Origin of the sequence: Streptococcus sp. F0442 (genome assembly GCF_000314795.2) — a bacterium.
Taxonomy (GTDB): Bacteria; Bacillota; Bacilli; order Lactobacillales; family Streptococcaceae; genus Streptococcus.
Genome location: NZ_KB373316.1, coordinates 315,183 through 333,006, shown reverse-complemented (window position 1 = coordinate 333,006; position 17,824 = coordinate 315,183). Strand labels below are relative to the sequence as shown.

18 protein-coding genes are annotated in these 17,824 nt (G+C 41.7%); 2 read left to right on the top strand and 16 right to left on the bottom strand.

Features of this window, described 5'->3' with window-relative positions; genetic code table 11:
* Nucleotide 1: 1 nt before the first annotated feature.
* Genes HMPREF9186_RS10685 through HMPREF9186_RS10670 form a run of 4 tightly spaced genes read right to left on the bottom strand, consistent with a single transcriptional unit; the run spans nucleotide 2 to nucleotide 3,088 of the window.
* Complete coding sequence (locus HMPREF9186_RS10685) at nucleotides 2–784, bottom strand: glycosyltransferase family 2 protein (RefSeq protein WP_009732678.1); 783 nt, start codon at nucleotides 782–784, stop codon at nucleotides 2–4.
* Nucleotides 774–2,057 (bottom strand): lipopolysaccharide biosynthesis protein, encoded by a 1,284-nt coding sequence (locus HMPREF9186_RS10680; RefSeq protein WP_009732677.1) that lies wholly within the window; start codon nucleotides 2,055–2,057, stop codon nucleotides 774–776. Before HMPREF9186_RS10680 ends, HMPREF9186_RS10685 begins: the two co-directional genes overlap by 11 nt.
* A complete protein-coding gene (locus HMPREF9186_RS10675; protein ID WP_009732676.1) occupies nucleotides 2,047–2,376 on the bottom strand; it encodes a DUF2304 domain-containing protein in 330 nt (109 codons plus the stop codon). Before HMPREF9186_RS10675 ends, HMPREF9186_RS10680 begins: the two co-directional genes overlap by 11 nt.
* Before the next feature lies 1 nt (nucleotide 2,377).
* Nucleotides 2,378–3,088: a glycosyltransferase family 2 protein gene (locus tag HMPREF9186_RS10670; RefSeq protein ID WP_009732675.1), complete on the bottom strand. Its 711-nt coding sequence runs from the start codon at nucleotides 3,086–3,088 to the stop codon at nucleotides 2,378–2,380.
* A gap of 127 nt (nucleotides 3,089–3,215) precedes the next feature.
* Between HMPREF9186_RS10670 and HMPREF9186_RS10665 the strand changes: the two genes are divergently transcribed.
* Both HMPREF9186_RS10665 and HMPREF9186_RS10660 read left to right on the top strand, forming a co-directional pair.
* Nucleotides 3,216–4,196, top strand: coding sequence for a Gfo/Idh/MocA family protein (locus HMPREF9186_RS10665; protein ID WP_009732674.1), 981 nt, complete (start codon nucleotides 3,216–3,218; stop codon nucleotides 4,194–4,196).
* Nucleotides 4,193–5,278: a DEAD/DEAH box helicase gene (locus HMPREF9186_RS10660; RefSeq protein WP_009732673.1), complete on the top strand. Its 1,086-nt coding sequence runs from the start codon at nucleotides 4,193–4,195 to the stop codon at nucleotides 5,276–5,278. Before HMPREF9186_RS10665 ends, HMPREF9186_RS10660 begins: the two co-directional genes overlap by 4 nt.
* Nucleotides 5,279–5,321: 43 nt before the next feature.
* On the opposite strand, the gene HMPREF9186_RS10655 is transcribed toward HMPREF9186_RS10660, so the two are convergent.
* The 12 genes from HMPREF9186_RS10655 to HMPREF9186_RS10600 all read right to left on the bottom strand — a co-directional run bounded on the left by HMPREF9186_RS10655 (nucleotide 5,322) and on the right by HMPREF9186_RS10600 (nucleotide 17,757).
* The gene (locus HMPREF9186_RS10655) at nucleotides 5,322–6,704 is read right to left on the bottom strand and encodes a polysaccharide deacetylase family protein (RefSeq protein ID WP_009732672.1); all 1,383 of its coding nucleotides are present in this window, start codon (nucleotides 6,702–6,704) and stop codon (nucleotides 5,322–5,324) included.
* Nucleotides 6,705–6,794: 90 nt separating this feature from the next.
* Complete coding sequence (gene gloA, locus HMPREF9186_RS10650; protein ID WP_009732671.1) at nucleotides 6,795–7,181, bottom strand: lactoylglutathione lyase; 387 nt, start codon at nucleotides 7,179–7,181, stop codon at nucleotides 6,795–6,797.
* A 29-nt stretch (nucleotides 7,182–7,210) separates the two neighbouring features.
* Entirely contained in the window at nucleotides 7,211–8,566 is a 1,356-nt protein-coding gene (locus HMPREF9186_RS10645; RefSeq protein WP_009732670.1) for a sensor histidine kinase, read from the bottom strand.
* The gene (locus tag HMPREF9186_RS10640) at nucleotides 8,550–9,230 is read right to left on the bottom strand and encodes a response regulator transcription factor (RefSeq protein WP_009732669.1); all 681 of its coding nucleotides are present in this window, start codon (nucleotides 9,228–9,230) and stop codon (nucleotides 8,550–8,552) included. Before HMPREF9186_RS10640 ends, HMPREF9186_RS10645 begins: the two co-directional genes overlap by 17 nt.
* A gap of 134 nt (nucleotides 9,231–9,364) precedes the next feature.
* Nucleotides 9,365–9,889: a hypothetical protein gene (locus HMPREF9186_RS10635; protein ID WP_009732668.1), complete on the bottom strand. Its 525-nt coding sequence runs from the start codon at nucleotides 9,887–9,889 to the stop codon at nucleotides 9,365–9,367.
* A 259-nt stretch (nucleotides 9,890–10,148) separates the two neighbouring features.
* A complete protein-coding gene (locus HMPREF9186_RS10630) occupies nucleotides 10,149–12,692 on the bottom strand; it encodes a M1 family metallopeptidase (RefSeq protein ID WP_009732667.1) in 2,544 nt (847 codons plus the stop codon).
* Nucleotides 12,693–12,820: 128 nt separating this feature from the next.
* A complete protein-coding gene (gene phoU, locus HMPREF9186_RS10625; RefSeq protein ID WP_009732666.1) occupies nucleotides 12,821–13,474 on the bottom strand; it encodes a phosphate signaling complex protein PhoU in 654 nt (217 codons plus the stop codon).
* 12 nt (nucleotides 13,475–13,486) lie between these two features.
* Nucleotides 13,487–14,245 (bottom strand): phosphate ABC transporter ATP-binding protein PstB, encoded by a 759-nt coding sequence (pstB, locus tag HMPREF9186_RS10620; protein WP_003003393.1) that lies wholly within the window; start codon nucleotides 14,243–14,245, stop codon nucleotides 13,487–13,489.
* 29 nt (nucleotides 14,246–14,274) lie between these two features.
* Entirely contained in the window at nucleotides 14,275–15,078 is an 804-nt protein-coding gene (gene pstB / locus HMPREF9186_RS10615) for a phosphate ABC transporter ATP-binding protein PstB (RefSeq protein WP_009732665.1), read from the bottom strand.
* 10 nt (nucleotides 15,079–15,088) lie between these two features.
* Nucleotides 15,089–15,973: a phosphate ABC transporter permease PstA gene (gene pstA, locus HMPREF9186_RS10610; RefSeq protein ID WP_009732664.1), complete on the bottom strand. Its 885-nt coding sequence runs from the start codon at nucleotides 15,971–15,973 to the stop codon at nucleotides 15,089–15,091.
* Nucleotides 15,963–16,874: a phosphate ABC transporter permease subunit PstC gene (pstC, locus tag HMPREF9186_RS10605; protein WP_009732663.1), complete on the bottom strand. Its 912-nt coding sequence runs from the start codon at nucleotides 16,872–16,874 to the stop codon at nucleotides 15,963–15,965. The genes pstA and pstC overlap by 11 nt, the downstream gene beginning before the upstream one ends.
* Nucleotides 16,875–16,890: 16 nt before the next feature.
* Entirely contained in the window at nucleotides 16,891–17,757 is an 867-nt protein-coding gene (locus tag HMPREF9186_RS10600) for a phosphate ABC transporter substrate-binding protein PstS family protein (protein WP_009732662.1), read from the bottom strand.
* Nucleotides 17,758–17,824: the final 67 nt, after the last annotated feature.

The window sequence follows — 17,824 nt, the reverse complement described above, 5'->3', positions numbered from 1 at the left end:
CCTAATTATTCGAATTTTGACTCTTCACATATTGTCTCATTAGCAACTTGGCCATCCATTTAGGCCAAAAGAGTTCGTACATGTATAGATCTTCTTTACTTCGAGTGTTGTCTGCAATCGTTTTTGACGTTTCAGACTCTCCATGGATACGGTGGCACATAAGCTTATCAGATACGTAAGCAAAACGACCTTTATACTCACTGATCTTATACCATGCGTACCAATCCAAACTCACTCTCATTCCTTCATCAAAAAAGAAATTCTTCAGATTTTCAAGATGATAGGTTACAGCTGGACAACAAATCGGATTTCCAAAAGCCATCACACGGTTGCGCCAGAAATGACTTGCTGGAAAAAGATTCATGGTTTTTAACATCAAGGTTTTGATCTTAAGATTTGTATTCGCAGGAATTTTATGGCCGTCTTTTTCTTCAAAATAATCAGAATAGCCAATTAACACATCTGGATGTTTCTCCATCTTAGCCAATACTTTCTCAGCATATTCCGGCTCATAATAATCATCCTGATGGGCAATGGTTGCATATTTTGTCTCTACAAAAGACAGGGCATTGTTCCAATCCTTGCCAATTCCCCCACCTTGCTTCGTATAAAATGGAATATCATAACGCTGGCAAAGTTCTTTGATCGAATCCAATGGTGTTGAACTATAACAAATAATCTGCGATCGAAGAGTTTGTTTTTTCAAGGATTGAATACAATCATCTAAATATTCACTCTCTCCATAAGCACAAATCACCCAGGTGTGTTGTTGATTAACGAGCATAGCTCATCCTTTCTACTTTTCTTGCAACAAAATAAACAAGTAAACTTCCACTAAAATAAACGAACATCACGATTAAAAAGCTTAAAGAAGCTCCCAAAAGCCCTAATCTATGTACAAAATAGTCATTTGTCAGTTTGGAAGTTATGAACATGAACAAATATACAGGCAATAAATAAGTTTGTTTACGAATAACTGTCATGACATCGCCAAAAACGATCCCAAGAGAATACAAGATACCAGAGAAAACAAGGATAGCTAGCGTACTGCTATGTTGATATAAAGGTAAGCCAAAAACAAGACTTAAAATTGGAGTCCCAATCAAATAGGCTAGTACAGTCAAAATCAAGCCAACTCCCAAGACAATCACAAACAATTTCTTAATAATGGCATCGAATTTTTTCAAGTCTTTATTCTTCCATAAGATCGCTAACTGAGTTGTTAAGGGTCTAAGGATTAAAATAAAGAGACTCATAAAAAAGACAGGCATAAACAAAATATTATAATCCCGTTGTGTACCTGCAATAAAATGTCCCAGTCTGATTTCAGAGTCAATGGCGATTCTAGGTTCATTGAAAATATAAGCAAGTAAAAATCCACTAATAAAGAGAGGAATACAATTTTTTAAAATAGCAATCGCATCGAACAAGTTCCTTTTGAGATTGTTTACTGAAATATCAATGGATTCAAATTCTTTTGATTTTACGTAATCATAAGAGAATACAAAAATAAAATTTAAAAGGACTAAATAAAGCAAGGACTGGGTCAAGGATTTTGTGACAAGTAAAAATACCAATAAAAGGATTGTGCTAATAGAATAACGAATCGTCATTGATTTGCCAGCAATATCCAATCGTTCATGACGCTGAAACATCCCTTGGAAAAGATCAGAAATTGCCTCACACATTCGAAAGAGAACATATAAGGCGATAATGGTAATTTTTGAACTCTCATGAAGATCAATCCCCGAAATAAATAAATAAGGAAAGAAGATAGCCACCATAAGTAGGAGAGAGAGACCTCTGGCAATACTATAGCTTGTAAAGGAATGTCTATAATGGACATCTGTCCCCTGGTAGCTTCGAACCTGAAACATTCCTACCACCACAAGAATCGCAGCAATTCCATAAGCCAGACTAAAGGAATCTGCTTCCATTGGAGAGGTCATTCGTGTAACGATTAATGTAAATAGCACAGATGATCCAGCGAATGCCAAGTTTCCTAACAGATTCCAAAAATATACCTTCTCAGTTGAAATAGGCTGATTATTCTTCATGCTCTTTAACCTGTAATGCAATTTTCTGAGACAACTGTCGGATTTGAACGGATTGTTTTGAGGTAATCCGAGTCAAAGAGAAGTTTAAATAAACAAGTAAACAGAAACCTAAGAAGAAGACTAGATTGCTTGGAACTTGAATCCCTAACATCTTTGAAAGTTGTCCAATCAAATTAGGAAACCAAATGACTGGCAACGAGACGATACAAAGAATAAGCCAAGAGATGACATTTCTCATTTCAACAACTTTCTTTGCAACTAGTCGCAGAATATAAACCATAAAAATAATTACAATAAGGGTTAACCAAATATTTAGCATCTTATTTCTTATATCCTCCACCTATTCTAGCCACTAACATAGCCATTGTCACCTTAATCATATAATAGACTGATTTACTTAAGGTAATAGACGATTCACCATGTTCTCGTTCATTCATCAAGACAGGTACTTCTGCAACGGAATAACCCGAGGTCAAGAGGGATACAATCGTCTCTGGTTCTGGATAATCACTTGGATATTGCTTGGCGAATTCCTCAATCACTTTTCGGTCAGCAACTCGTAAACCAGAAGTTGGATCTGTTACCTTTTGACCCGTCAAAACCTTGATTAATTTTTCAAAAAATGAGATTCCAATCCGCCGCGCGAATGAGGATTGGAAACCTTGATTTTCAATGAAACGAGAGCCAATCACCATGTTCACATCTTTCTCTTGTAGAACTTGAAGCATCATTCTAATAAATTCAGGATTATGTTGGCCATCTCCATCCACTTGAACCGCATACTGGTATCCTTCTTTAACTGCGTATTGATATCCTGTTTGCACAGCACCACCAATACCTAAATTGATGGGTAAATCAATGACGTTATAGTGATGATTGCGACAAATTTTAAGTGTATGATCTGTAGAACAATCATTGATAATGACATAATCAAATTCGGGCGTATGATCTTCAATCATCTTGATTGTTTTTTCAATATTTCCACTTTCATTATAAGCTGGAATAATGATCAGTAATTCTGAATTTCTCACTCCTATTGTTTTCCCTTCTATGCATATCACTTCATTATACAATAATCAGTGCATATTTTCTACTTTATACTGCCCCCTCCTCCTTTTCATGGTATAATAGAGTGAATCGATTGCGGGAGGACATCTGATGCTAAGACTTGGAATGATTGGAACGAGTTGGATTTCACACGAATTTATAAATGCGGCTCACCAGACGGGTCACTATCGTTTGCAGGCTGTGTATTCGAGAAAAATGAAGACAGCTCGAGATTTTTGTGACCCATATGAAGCGATCTCCTGCTACACTGACTTAGTGGACTTCTTAGATAGCGAACTGGATGTAGTCTACATTGCCAGCCCCAACTCTCTTCATTACGCTCAGGCCAAGCTTGCTATTCTAGCCAAGAAGCATGTCATCATTGAAAAACCGGCTGTGACGAGTCCTGCTGAATGGAAGGAACTGGTGAAGCTTGCTAAAGACCACCATGTTTATCTCTTTGAAGCTGCTAGAAATTACCAAGAAGCTGCCTTTCAAGTGGTTAAAGACTTCCTTTCAGGCCAGGAGATACTAGGCGCCAACTTTACCTTTGCCAAGTATTCTTCCAAGTTGCCTGCTCTTCTAGCAGGTGAGATGCCTAATATTTTCTCAGATCTCTATGCAGGTGGCGCTCTAATGGATCTGGGAGTCTACTGCCTCTATCTGGCCATTGGCTTTTTTGGAGCGCCAGACTCTAGTCACTACACCGCTCACCAATTACCTAACTCAGTTGATCTCTATGGGCAAGGTATCTTGATCTATCCTGAGTTTCAGGTTGCCATTCAGGCGGGAAAAAACATTACCAGTCATCTCCCTGCTGAAATCTACACTAAGACTGGAACCCTGACCCTAAATGCTGTAGCTGCAATCGACCAGGCTCAATTCGTCAGCCATTCTGGAGAGGTCATCGACCTTCCTATTGAGCCCTGCAGTCATGTCATGCAAGAAGAGGCCGAGGCTTTTGCTCTTGCCATAGCTGGGCAAAAAGAGACGGCTTACCTAGAGTGGTTAAAAACGGCTGAGCAGGTCCATGAAACCCTCTACCAAATGCGCCAAAGCGCTGGAATACAATTTAAGGATAAAAAAGAATGAAAGAACTATTTCCACAAAGCTGGAAAGATCAGCTAGAAACACTCGGATTTGATACCTTCACTGACATTCAAGAGCAAATCTTCACCCCTATCTATGAAGGAGAAAATGTCCTCGGGATCAGTCCTACCGGTACTGGTAAGACACTTGCCTACCTCTTTCCAAGCTTGCTCAAAGTCAAACCTAAGAAGGCCCAACAGCTCTTGATCTTAGCTCCTAATACGGAATTGGCGGGACAAATTTTTGATGTCACCAAGCAATGGGCAGAGCCTCTTGGGCTCCAGACTCAACTCTTCCTGTCAGGATCCAGTCAAAAACGGCAAATCGAACGTCTCAAAAAAGGACCTGAAATTCTAATTGGGACGCCTGGTCGGATCTTTGAACTGATCAAGCTGAAAAAAATCAAAATGATGAATGTGGAAACCATCATTTTAGATGAATTCGACCAATTACTGAGCGATTCTCAGTACCACTTTGTCGATAAGATCAGCCATTATGCTCCCCGCGACCATCAATATGTCTACATGAGCGCTACAGCCAAGGTCGATCCAGACCAACTAGAAGAAAATACCCTTCGCATTACGGTTGACGGGATTTCTTTGGACAATATCCAACATTTTTACATGCAAGTGGATAAGCGGGACAAGGTCGAATTGCTCCGCAAACTCGCCTACGTAGAAGATTTCCGGGGCTTAGTTTTTTTCAATAGCCTATCTGATCTCGGAAGCGCAGAAGAAAAATTGCAGTATAGAGATATTGATGCTGTTTCTCTTGCCAGTGATGTCAATGTCAAATACCGCAAGGTCATCCTGGAACGCTTCAAAGACCATCAGCTAACCCTCTTGCTTGCTACCGATTTGGTGGCACGCGGAATTGATATTGAACATCTCGAATGTGTGATTAACTACGATCTCCCCCGTGATGTGGAGACCTATACCCACCGTGCCGGTCGGACAGGACGGATGGGGCGTGATGGCTACGTGGTCACCTTTATCACCCACCCAGAAGAACTCAAATCCTTGAAAAAATACGCCTCTGTACGTGAAATCGTCTTAAAAAATTCTCAACTCTTTTTAAATGAATAAGAAAATCCTCTGCTAGTGAATGGAACTGCAGAGGATTTTTACGTTAATTTCCATTGTAATAAATGCGATGACTTTCAAGTTGATAGTTCAATAATTCATCGACCGTTACAAAGGTATAGCCTTGGGCTTTGAGATAGTCAAGCAGTGCTGGCAGAGCATCAATCGTGGTTTGATGGATATCATGCATGAGGATAATCGAACCTGGTTTGACAGCTTTTTTTACTTCATTCAGAATGGCTGTTGTATTGTGGCTCTTCCAGTCTAAACTATCCACATCCCACATAATATAGGATTGGTCCACCCCGTATTGGATGGCACTATTAATTGCTCCGTATGGTGGACGCATGATCTTCGTTTGGACGCCTGTCGCTTTTTGGATGGCTTCTTGAGTATCTAGAATCTCTTTTTTAGCACCGTCTAAGCTCAATTTTGGTAATTGAGGGTGATTCCAGGTATGGTTTCCAATCTGATGCCCTTCCTTACGAACTTGCTTGGCAATATCTGGGTAAGCATTGACATTTTTTCCAACCATAAAGAAAGTTGCTTTGGCATTGTATTTCTTTAAGATAGAAAGAGCTTGAGGAGTCGTCGTTGGATCCGGCCCATCATCAAAGGTCAGTGCAATCATCTTGCGATGACGCTCTTCAATATAAGAATGATAGGAGGCCAAATCTTCAGAAAGCAACCGTTCAGTATCGATCACATCATAGAATTTAGACAAGGGAACAGTAAAGGTATCATCTCCCTTAACCTCAGTTGGAAAGGGAATGGTGAAATTTCCTTTTTCATATTGAAATTCCCATTGGCTCAGATCTAACTCTGCAAAATGAGCGACCATTTTCTCAATGCTCTCTTCATCCAGCTGACGAAAGGCTAGATTGCCTTGCAACTCTTCCAAAAAGATCTGCTTAGCTCCATCTGGATCCGCAAAAACCTGGCTGAGGGTCAGAGGATTGTTCTCATCATCCAAGTAAAAGAGAGGCAGCTTCACCGTCTCATCTTTGATGAATTTTCCTTTTCTGTACTGATACTCAGCCCGCTTGATCTGAATGGGATGATAGCCGACAAAAGGAGCTGCTGCTTCTTCACTATGGTAGAAAGTTAGATGCTTGGGTTCCTTGGTTTTCTCATCCGATCCTAAATGATTCAGGTCTTCTTGGATCTTTTCTTTAATGATCTCAACGGGTTGTCCATCTTTTGTAGGATAATAAGCCGTCACATAGGAAGTCCCTATTATTCCTTCTTGAATCTGAACATTTTTTCCTTTCTCCACCGCTCCTTCTAGCTGGGTTACCTTAGAAAATTGGTCCTGATAGGCCTTGTTTTCTCGTGATTTTTGAATCTTTTGGTAACCAATATACAAAAGACCAACTAAAAGAAGATTTATAAGGATTAATAAAATAATTTTTGTGTGTTTGAATCGCATAACTTTATTATAGCAAATTTCTCTCCAAAAAACAGTCCTTTTTTGTAAATGTTTTCATAAAAAAGAGGGCGACAGTCGCCCTGGTTATTATCAAATTGATTTCTCACGAATAACTTCAACTTTATAACCATCCGGATCTACTACGAAATAATAGTTTGGTGGTGTTCCTGGAAGCCCCTTTGGTTCAGTCACTTCATAACCTTTAGCCTTATGCTCTGCATGCAAACCTTCTAAATCTGGTGTGCTCAAAGCTACGTGAGCATAGCCATCTCCGATGACATAAGGACCATGATCATAGTTGTAAGTCAATTCTAACTCGTAGTCATCCCCAGGCAAGGCCAAATACACAATGGTGAATTTGTAGTCTGGGAAATCCTTCCGACGTTTTTCCTCAAAACCAAATGCATCTTGGTAAAAAGCGATTGATTTTTCCAAGTTTTCTACACGAAGGCAAGTATGCAACATTTTTGAAGTCATAAGATTTCCTCTTTTCTTTTTTTAAAAATTTATAAACGATTTTTTTTACGACTTTCCGTCTTAGTGAATAACTTCACTTCAAAGATAGTCCCCTTGGGTTTGTTATCTTTAACTTGAATAGTCCCTTTAAAGGCTTCAACGATCTGCTTGGCAAGCGATAACCCCAAACCAAATCCACCTTTCTGACGAGTTCTGGCCTTGTCCACCCGGTAAAAACGATCAAAGATTCGTTTCTTATCCTCATCACGAATCCCCGGACCATTATCCACCACTCTTAGAAAGAGATTCCTGTCCTTTAACTGGACTTCAAACTGGATCTCACCGTCTTCATCGGTGTATTTCAAGGCATTGTCATAGAGAATAGTCATCAACTGCTTGAGGAGCGTTCTATCAGAACAAATGACTTTGTCCACCTGATTGTCTCCACGAAAGATCTTATCATTTTCTTCAGCAACAATCTCAAAATTCGAGAAAGTCTGATCAAAAAAGCTTGGCTCAATATCTTCCATCTCTGGCTTCAAGCCGTCATCCCTTCGGGCAATATTGAGAAGGTTGGTGGTCAAGAGCTTCATATTTCGCACTTCATCCAAGCTAGATGCAATGCTCTCGCTTGACTCCATAATGGTCGCTTCGGGCTTTCTAAAAAGCGTTTCGAGGCGATTTTGAAGGACTGCTAGAGGCGTCCGTAACTCATGAGAAGCATTTTCTACAAAAGCCTTTTGCTTTTGCATACTCTCAAGAAGCGGCTTAACGCTAAGACGGGCAAGGAAGAGACTCGCAAATAAGGAGATCCCCCAGAAGCAAATCATGACGAGTGCGATCTGGCTTTCGTGTTCCTCACTGGTCTGCTCTAGCTGACTGATATTGGTCATGACGACCGCATACTTGACGTCGCTATCTCCGTCATCAGACAAGCCCAAATCCGTCATGTAAGCCCGGTAACTTTCTTTTTTTCCGTAACTATTTGTAATTTGGAGCTGGGAAACTTTGTTGAGCAGTTTCCGGCCAAAGGTTACGGTTTTGAAGTTTAAAAATCCATTTCCTGTTGTCAAGTTTTGATATTTTTTATTCAGCAGAACAACAGTCGTATTGGAAGTAACATCTCCTTTTGGTTCCGATTTATCAGGATCAGGCATCATCATCTCATGCTCATCACCCTCTTTGGAATTAGACTGTTTCTGATCCCGGTTGGCAATAGCTATAATGGAATAGGGATCCTGACTCAGGGTCTTGAGATTCTCATCGACCGTTGTATAGAGACTCGAGCGCATGACCTGGATGATAATCAGGGTCATGGCTGAGAATATCAAGGTGAAGAGACCAAAATATCGGATGAAGTAGGAAAAATCATCTTCCCCGACGGTTTTCTTAATCCTTGTTAACATCTTTTAAGATATACCCCACACTGCGTAATGTTTGCAAGTTCTCAACAAAATCTGTTCCTTTTAATTTCTTACGGATTTTTGAAACATAGACTTCAACCACTGAGATGGTTGTGTCACTATCAAAGCCCCAGAGACGATCGAAGATCTGGGTCTTTGGAAGGATGACATTTTGGTTTTGAAGGAAATAGACCAAAAGATCAAATTCCTTCCCAAGAAGTTCCACTTCCTTATCGTCCACGTAAGTCGAATTAGTGGATAAATTAACCTTTAAATTGCCATAATTGAGGGTATTTTCATTGACCTTCCCTGAACGCTTCAAGAGAGCTTGAATCCGCATCTTAAGCTCTTCAAGATAGAAAGGCTTAGTGAGGTAATCGTCTGCTCCTAGCTCAAATCCATGCCCTTTGTCATCCAGACTTTCTTTAGCTGTCATGATCAAAACAGGGGTTGTCACGCCTTTTTCACGCAATTCTTTCAAAACATGGAATCCGTCTTTTTCAGGAAGCATGAGATCCAGCAGAATCAAATCATAGATCCCGCTTTCTGCTTCGTAAAGACCTTCTTCTCCGTCAAAGACCTGCATAACGTCTGCAAAATCATCTAAAAAATCAAATACTGAATTTGATAAACCAAGGTCATCTTCGACCAATAGAATTTTAATCATCGTGGCTTCCTCTTCTCTTTCCTGAGTGAGTCTTTCTAATCTATTCTTAATCATTATAACACGACTTTCCTTCATTTCCTATAGTTTCGAATCTTGTTTTACTAGCAAATTCAGTCTGCCTGAGGAAGGTTATTTTATGAGTTTGTCGTGTTTTCCTTGTTACTTTGACTGTCACTTGTCTTGTTTTTATTCTTCAAATTCTTTTTGCTGGACTTGTTAGAGGAATCCTGGTTCCTTTCTTGTTGTCCGCCAGATTGCTTCATGCCATTTTCTGGACCATTCCCTTGAGGGCCACCATTGCCTTCCTGTGGCATTTGACCAGGTCCACCTCCTTGCGGACCACCTTGAGGACCACCGCCTTGAGGACCGCCGTCCTGTGGGCCGCCATTTTGCTGGTTTCCTTGTGAAGCATGGCCATTTTGACTATTTTGTTGCTGATTGGTTCCTTGGTTTTGACCCGTTTGAACCGGTTGAGAAAATTGTTGAGAATTGGAAGATTGTGAGGCGATGACACCGACCCCAAAGCCACTTCCAGCACCGACCAACAATCCACCAACTGCTGCCATACCGATCCACCACTTAGGACTTCGTTTGAGGACGACCATTTTTTCTTTGGATTCTTGCGTTTCGACTAGTTGTTTTGTTTCTTTTTGATTCATCTTTTTACCTTTTATCTTTTTTACAAGTACTTGTCTTTTAAATTTTAAAGGGAGCTCGATCCTTTAAGTAAGGCGATTATACTGTAGAAGGCTTAAACAGGCCTAAATTTTTACTTAAAAAATTCTAAACTAGCCTGTTCTTTCTCGTATGGGCTAAATCTTTCTCTTCTAGACATAAAAATACCTCTTAAGTAGATTTTGGTTATTTACCATGTCTACTTAAGAGGTATCATATCAAAATTTTGTATCGATTATTTTCTTATTTCATGGATAGAAGCGCTGCTTCAACAGCTGCTTTCTCCCGCTCGATAAGATCGATTCGAGCCGCGATTTCTTTAATTCCCATCTTGATATTACGGCTGATCGCCATATCATCCAATTGAGGCTCAAAGAAGGCCTTGTATTCATTTAAGCGTTCACGGGTCTTGAAACAGTTAGCTGGGTAGATGACAAACTTATCAAAGCTCATATCACCACCGAGGGCTTTCTTGATCCAATCCCAGTTTTCACGCGCCCAATTCCAAGTTCTTCCTTGGGTAAAGTCATCGTGCAAGAAGTTGTAGTACCAGCTCATAGCCAAGTCCTGAGGTTTCACCACATCCTTGTTCTTCCACTCCTTCAATAGAGCTTCCAAAGTTTCCTCATCCTTGGTGTAAGAAAGTGCAGCCGCCAACTGGCGTTTAAAGTTTCCATCTACTGTCTTAACATAAGTATCCAGGTATTGTTGGCTAAGCTCCTTGGTTTCCTGGTGCTTGATTTGGTTGACCAAGATTTGCAGGCGGATGGCAGCTGGAAGTTTTTCCAAATCATCTGCATGCGCTTCAAAGATAGCGCTCGCTTGAGCTTTTGCAGCTTCATCATTGGCCTTGATCATATTAGCAATCATTAGCTGACGAACTTTTTCGTCTTCTTCTGTTTCACCAGGCTTAGCTTCTAGACCCAAGCGTTCAAAGTTGTAACGGTTCAAGCGTTTCAACAACTCATGGAAGGCCGCTTCTGTTTCAGTTCCTTCATCCACAAAGAGACTGATTCCGGCTAAAACGCTCGAAACAGCTGAAACAACCAAGTAGGAACTTTCTTCTGTCAAGTGTTCAATCACTGGCAAGAGGCTTGCATAAGAAATTTGACCACTTTCCGCTAAGAGACGGCGTTCTTGAACCACTTGTAATTTTGAAGTGCTATCCAAGCTAGCAAGGTCAGCAAGGATGTCTTCCAACAATTCCCCACGGTAATCACTGATATAATGAGCCGTATTTTCTGTATTGAAGCGAAGAGCTCCGGTATTAGCTTGTTTCAAGGCACTGTAGTTTGGAATTTCTAAGACTTCTGTTTCCAAGGTATCTGGAATACCTGTCCAGTTGCTATTTAATGGAACAACCCACTTGCGGCCTTTTTCTTCTCTTTCTCCGATGAAGAACTGCTCTTGACGGATGATCAAGGTATCGTTCTCTACAGAAGCTGAGACAACAGGGTATCCTGGTTGCTCCAACCAAGAATCCATAAAGGCTGCGACATCACGACCTGAAGCTTGACCAAGAGCATCCCAAAGGTCACGACCGATGGTATTGCCGTATTGGTGTTTTTCAAAGTAGATCTTCAAACCTTTACGGAAGGCATCATCGCCTAACCAACGGCGAAGCATGTGCATGAGACGGCTACCCTTAGCGTAAACGATTGCTGGGTCAAAGAGAGTGTTGATCTCGTCTGGGTGTTTGACTTCCACATGGACGGATTGAACGCCATCTGTAGCATCGCGTTTCAAGGCAGCAGGCACTCCAGTTGTTTGGAAGTCTTCAAAGATATTCCAGCTTGGTTCAATGGCATCCAAGCTGACATATTCCATCATATTGGCAAAGCTTTCATTCAACCAAAGATCATCCCACCATTTCATGGTCACGAGGTTACCAAACCATTGGTGAGCTAATTCGTGAGCTACGACCAAGGCTACTGTTTGTCGGCTTTGGGCCGTAGAGTTTTCATCTACTAGAAGGTAGACTTCACGGTAGGTTACCAAGCCCCAGTTTTCCATCGCTCCGGAAGAGAAGTCTGGAAGAGCGATATGAAGAGATTGAGGGATTGGATACTTCACGCCATAGTAGTCTTCATAAAATTCAATAGCACGAACGGCAATATCCAATGAGAAGTCCAAGTTTTCTAATGGGTGAGCTTTGGTAGAGTAGACACCGACTAGGGTTCCATTCTTGGTCTTAGCTGTCACTCCTTGAAGGTCTCCAGCCGCAAAAGCCAAGAGGTAAGAAGACATCCGTGGAGTCGTAGCAAATTTCCAAATTCCTGTTTCTTTGCGGTTTTCCACGTCGATTTCAGGCATATTTGAAAGGGCAATTTCACCTTCTTCTTGGTCAAATTTCAAAGAAAGATCGAACGTTGCTTTGGCTTCAGGCTCGTCCACACTTGGAAAAGCTTCACGCGCAAAATGGCTCTCAAACTGGGTAGAGAGGACTTCCTTCTTCACGCCATCAATGCTGTAGTAAGATGGGTAAATCCCTGTCATATTGTCTGTGATCTTACCAGAATAGGTCAGAGTAACTGTCACTTGACCTGTTCCTTCTAATTCAACATAGACTGCTTCATTGTCATCATCAACCGTAAATGGACGGGCTTGACCTGCTACTTCTACTGTTTCGATGGTCAAATCCTTTTGGTGAAGCGAGATCTTGTCCGCCTTGGCTTGACCTGTAATGACCACACGACCACTAAAAATCTTTGTTTTACGACTTAAATCCAAAAACACTTCGTAATGTTCTGGAACGAATGTTTCTACAAAATGTGCAACTGCTTGCATAATTTCCTCCTTTAAATTTCTTTGCTTTTCAACTAAAAGCCCTCATAAAACTATTTTATCACAAAGTCAAGATAAAAGAAAAGACAAGCATTGGAATGCCTGTCTGAGATCGAAAAGATTCAGCAATTCTACATTTCGATAATTTTACCTGTTTCGAAGTAAACTACCCACTCACAAATGTTTTTTGCATAATCTCCGATACGTTCCAAGAAGTTGATCACTTGGAAATAATCCCGTCCGGTCACGATGGACTCTGGATTCTTCCGGATTTCTTCTGTCGCCAATTCTTGAATGCTATCAAAGTAATGGTTGATCACTTCATCCCGTGTAGCAACGTCATAAGCCAAATCCACATCACCTTTGAGGTAAACATCCAGTGTCGCTTCAACAAAGTCTTTAACTTCACGACCCATCTTGCTGATCTCTTCTTCAACAGATTGGATGCGGACTTCACCTTTCATGCGAATGGTTGCTTTGGCGATTGAAACCGCATGGTCACCCATCCGCTCTAAGTCTGAGACCGCTTTTAAGACCGTCATAACCACACGAAGGTCTTGTGAAACGGGCTGTTGAAGCGCGATAATCTCAAAGGATTTACGCTCTAATTTCACTTCGTACTCGTTGATCTCCGTATCATCTTCGATGACTTGGCGGGCCAATTCCCGGTCATGGGTCACGAAAGCACGGACCGTACGATTGATTTGGGTCAACACTTCATTTCCCATTGCATAAAACTGGTTATGCAACTTTTCTAAATCTTCTTCAAATTGAACTCGTAACATTTTATTTTCTTCCTATCCAAATTTACCAGAGACATAGTCTTCTGTTTCTTTCTTAGCTGGGTTCAAGAACATTTCGTTGGTATCATTGTACTCAATCAAATCGCCATCCAAGAAAAAGGCTGTTTTATCAGAAATCCGACTCGCTTGTTGCATGGAACGTGTCACCAAAAGCATGGTGTAGCGGTCTTTTAGTCCATACAAGGTTTCTTCAATCTTCCCAGCTGAAATCGGGTCCAGCGCTGAAGTTGGTTCATCCAAAAGAATAATCTTTGGACTGGTCGCAAGGACCCGCGCCACACAGACCCGCTGCTGTTGACCACCGGAAAGTCCGATCGCTGAATCATGCAGGCGATCCTTGACTTCATCCCAGATGGAAGCGCGTTTCAGTGAGGTTTCAACCGCCTCATCCAAGACAGCCTTGTCCTTGACACCATTGATCATCAAGCCGTAGGTCACGTTATCATAAATGGACATTGGAAAGGGATTGGGCTGTTGAAAGACCATTCCGATTTCCTTACGCAATTCGACCGTATCGGTCCGTGGTCCGTAGATATTGTGACCGTTGTAGAGGATGGTGCCTGTGGTTGTAACCTCATGGTTAAGGTCCCCCATGCGGTTAATGGCTTTTAAAAGGGTAGATTTCCCTGATCCTGAAGGACCAATCAAGGCTGTAATCTCTTTTGGAGCAAAGTCCAAGGAGACACTATTTAAAGCCTTCTTTTTATTGTAATAAACCGACAAGTCCTTGACTTGCAAAATTGGTTCTGTCATTCTATTTTCCTTTTTATTGTCATATTACTTTATCCAAAGTGACCTGATACATAATCGTTGGTCGATTGCAATTTCGCGTTTTGGAAAATATTCGAAGTCTTATCGTACTCGATGAGGTTTCCAAGATAAAAGAAACCGGTATAATCACTAGCACGGGCTGCTTGTTGCATGCTGTGGGTCACGATGACAATCGTGTAATCCTTCTTCAACTCCAGCATGGTTTCTTCTAATTGCGCTGTCGCAATCGGGTCAAGTGCTGATGCTGGCTCATCCATGAGTAAGATATCTGGCTTCACAGAGATGGCCCGCGCGATACAAAGTCGTTGCTGTTGGCCACCTGAAAGTGTCAGGGCTGATTTATGAAGATCATCCTTGACCTGATCCCATAGAGCTGCCTGTCTCAAAGAAGTTTCGACCAATTCGTCCAAGACTTTCTTGTCTTTCACACCAGCACGTTCATGCGGGAAGGTAATATTTTTGTAAATCGATTTGGCAAAAGGATTTGGTCGTTGGAAAACCATTCCGATATGCTTGCGCATTTCATAGACATTGATATCTGGGCGATTGACATCGATTCCTTCATACCAAATTTCACCCGTTACACGCGCAATATCGATGGTATCATTCATCCGGTTCAAACTACGAAGGTAGGTTGATTTCCCCGATCCTGAAGGACCGATCAAGGCTGTAATCTTATTCTTTTCAAACTGCATGTCAACGCCTTTGATGGACTCGTTCGTTCCATAATAGACATGCAAATCTTTAGTCGATAGGACCACCTTTTCTTCAGGAAAAGTAATGATGTGTCTCTCATCCCAATTGTATTTTGACATTTCTTCTCCTTTAAGCAGATGTTAGTTTTTTATGAAGGTAACTTCCGAGTTTGCGGGCTCCAAAGTTAAAGATCAAGATAAAGATCAAAAGAACCGCAGCAGAACCAGCTGAGACTTCAATGGAATCAGGAATGGTTCCTTCGCTATTGACCTTCCAGATATGGACGGCCAAGGTTTCAGCTTGACGGAAGATCGAAATCGGACTCGTCACACTAAAGATATTCCAGTTTGACCAATCGAGAGCTGGAGCTGATTGGCCTGCTGTATAGATCAAGGCAGCAGCTTCTCCAAAGATCCGTCCTGAGGCCAAGACAACCCCAGTGATAATGCTTGGAAGAGCCTCAGGAACCACGACATGCATCACGGTTTCCCAGCGAGACAAGCCCAGAGCTAGACCTGCTTCACGCTGCGTATGATGGACGTGCTGCAAGCTATCTTCGATATTGCGGGTCATCTGGGGCAGGTTAAAGACGGTCAAGGCCAAGGCACCTGAAATGATCGAAAATCCATATTTGAACTGGACAACAAAGACCAAGTAACCAAAGAGACCTACAACAACAGATGGCAAGGAAGACAAGATCTCAATACAGGTACGAACCAAATTGGTCAAGCGCCCTTTTTTAGCGTACTCAGAAAGGTAAATCCCAGCCCCAAGAGAAAGTGGGAAGGAAATCACCAAGGTAATGACTAAGAGGAAAAAGGAATTATACAATTGAATTCCGATCCCTCCTCCTGCTTGATAAGAAGAGGATTTCCCAGTCAAGAAGTGCCAGGATACATGGGGCAAGCCACGGACCAAGATATAAAGGATCAATGAGGCAAGAATCGCAACGATGATCCCTGAAATAGCATACAGTACTCCTGTTGCAATTTTATCCATTCGTTTAGCGTGCATAGTTCTTCTTACCTCTTTCTTTCGTAATCAGTTTAATCACACTGTTAAAGGCAAGACTCATGAGGAGCAATACCAAGGCAAGTGACCAAAGAACATTGTTATTGACCGTACCCATGACGGTATTTCCGATTCCCATGGTCAAAATAGAGGTGAGGGTGGAAGCTGGTGTCGTGAGCGAGGTTGGTACCACTGCCGAGTTTCCGACCACCATCTGGATAGCCAAAGCTTCCCCGAAGGCACGCGCCATACCAAAGACAACTGCTGTAAAGATTCCAGAGCGGGCTGCCTTGATGGTGACATGCCAAATGGTTTGCCAGCGGGTCGCTCCCATGGCCATACTAGCTTCCCGGTAATGACGGGGAACAGCTCGGAGGCTATCGGTCGTCATAAAGGTGACTGTTGGCAGGATCATAACAAAGAGGACAAAGACCCCGGAGAGGATCCCAAAACCAGTCCCTCCAAAGAGACTACGGGTGAAAGGGACAACGACTTGAAGACCAATGAATCCATAAACAACGGAAGGAATTCCCACCAAAAGCTCAATCGCTGGTTGCAAGAAACGAGCTCCTTTGGGAGAAACTTCTGTCATAAAAACAGCTGCTCCAATGGCAAATGGCGTTGCCAAAAGGGCAGAAAGCAAGGTTACAATAAAGGAACCTAGAATCATTGGTAGGGCTCCGAATTCCTTTGCGGCAGGATTCCAAGAGCTCCCAAATAGAAAACTAAAGATATTGACTTTATTGACAAAGAAAGTCGATAAGCCTTTTTGAGCCACAAAAATCAAAATCATGGCTACAACGACAACAATCAAACTCATACATAGAAAGGTAATGGTCTTCCCAAATTTTTCTAGGCGGGAGTTTTTTGATTTCGTCAGCATTTTTTTTGCTACTTCGTTCATTTTTTACCTAATTCTTTTATTTTTTTGTCACATTCCCTTTTAAATCACGGGTGACTTTCATATCATTGATTGGGATATAGCCCATCTTACCAACAACCTTTTGCTGGATCTCATCGGTCATCATGTAGTCAATGAATTTTTTAGACAACTCATTGGGTTTTCCTTTGGTATACATGTGTTCATAAGACCAGATTGGCCAGTTATTGTTGATAACATTGGCTTTGGTTGGTTGATAACCATTGAGCTTCATGGTTTTGACACTGCTATCCAAGTAGGTAAAGGCCAGATAAGAGATGGCTCCTGGAGTCTGGGAAACGATATTTTTCACCATTCCATTAGAATCTTGCTCTTGGGCCTGCTTAGGTTGTTTGCCATCCATGATAATGGCATCAAAGACTGCACGGCTACCAGAACCAACAGCCCGGTTCACAATCGTGATCTCAAGATTTGGTCCTCCCAATTGCTTCCAGTTGGTATATTCACCCGTAAAAATCTTTCGCAATTGCTCAGTTGTCAAATTATCGACTGAGATATTTTTATTGGCAATGATCGCTGTCCCTGCTACGGCTACCTGGTGATCGACAAGACTAGAAGCATCAATCCCAGATTTTTCTTCGGCAAAGAGGTCACTATTTCCGATATCAACTGCGCCTGATTGAACTTGAGAAAGTCCTGTACCAGATCCTCCTCCTTGCACATTCACAATTTTACCTGGATGTTCCTCAATGTAACGGTCCACTACTCCCTCAACTAGAGGTTGTAGGGCAGTCGAGCCAACAGCTGTAATAGACTCTCCACGATTGATCCAAGAAGCACAAGCAGATAAGCTTCCTGCTAATACGATCGTCGCTAATCCTAAGACTAACTTTTTAGACGTTTTCAAATCATGTCTCCTTGATATTTCACTATTTCACTTTCGATTTTTTGTCAATTTTTTTCCAAAAAACCTT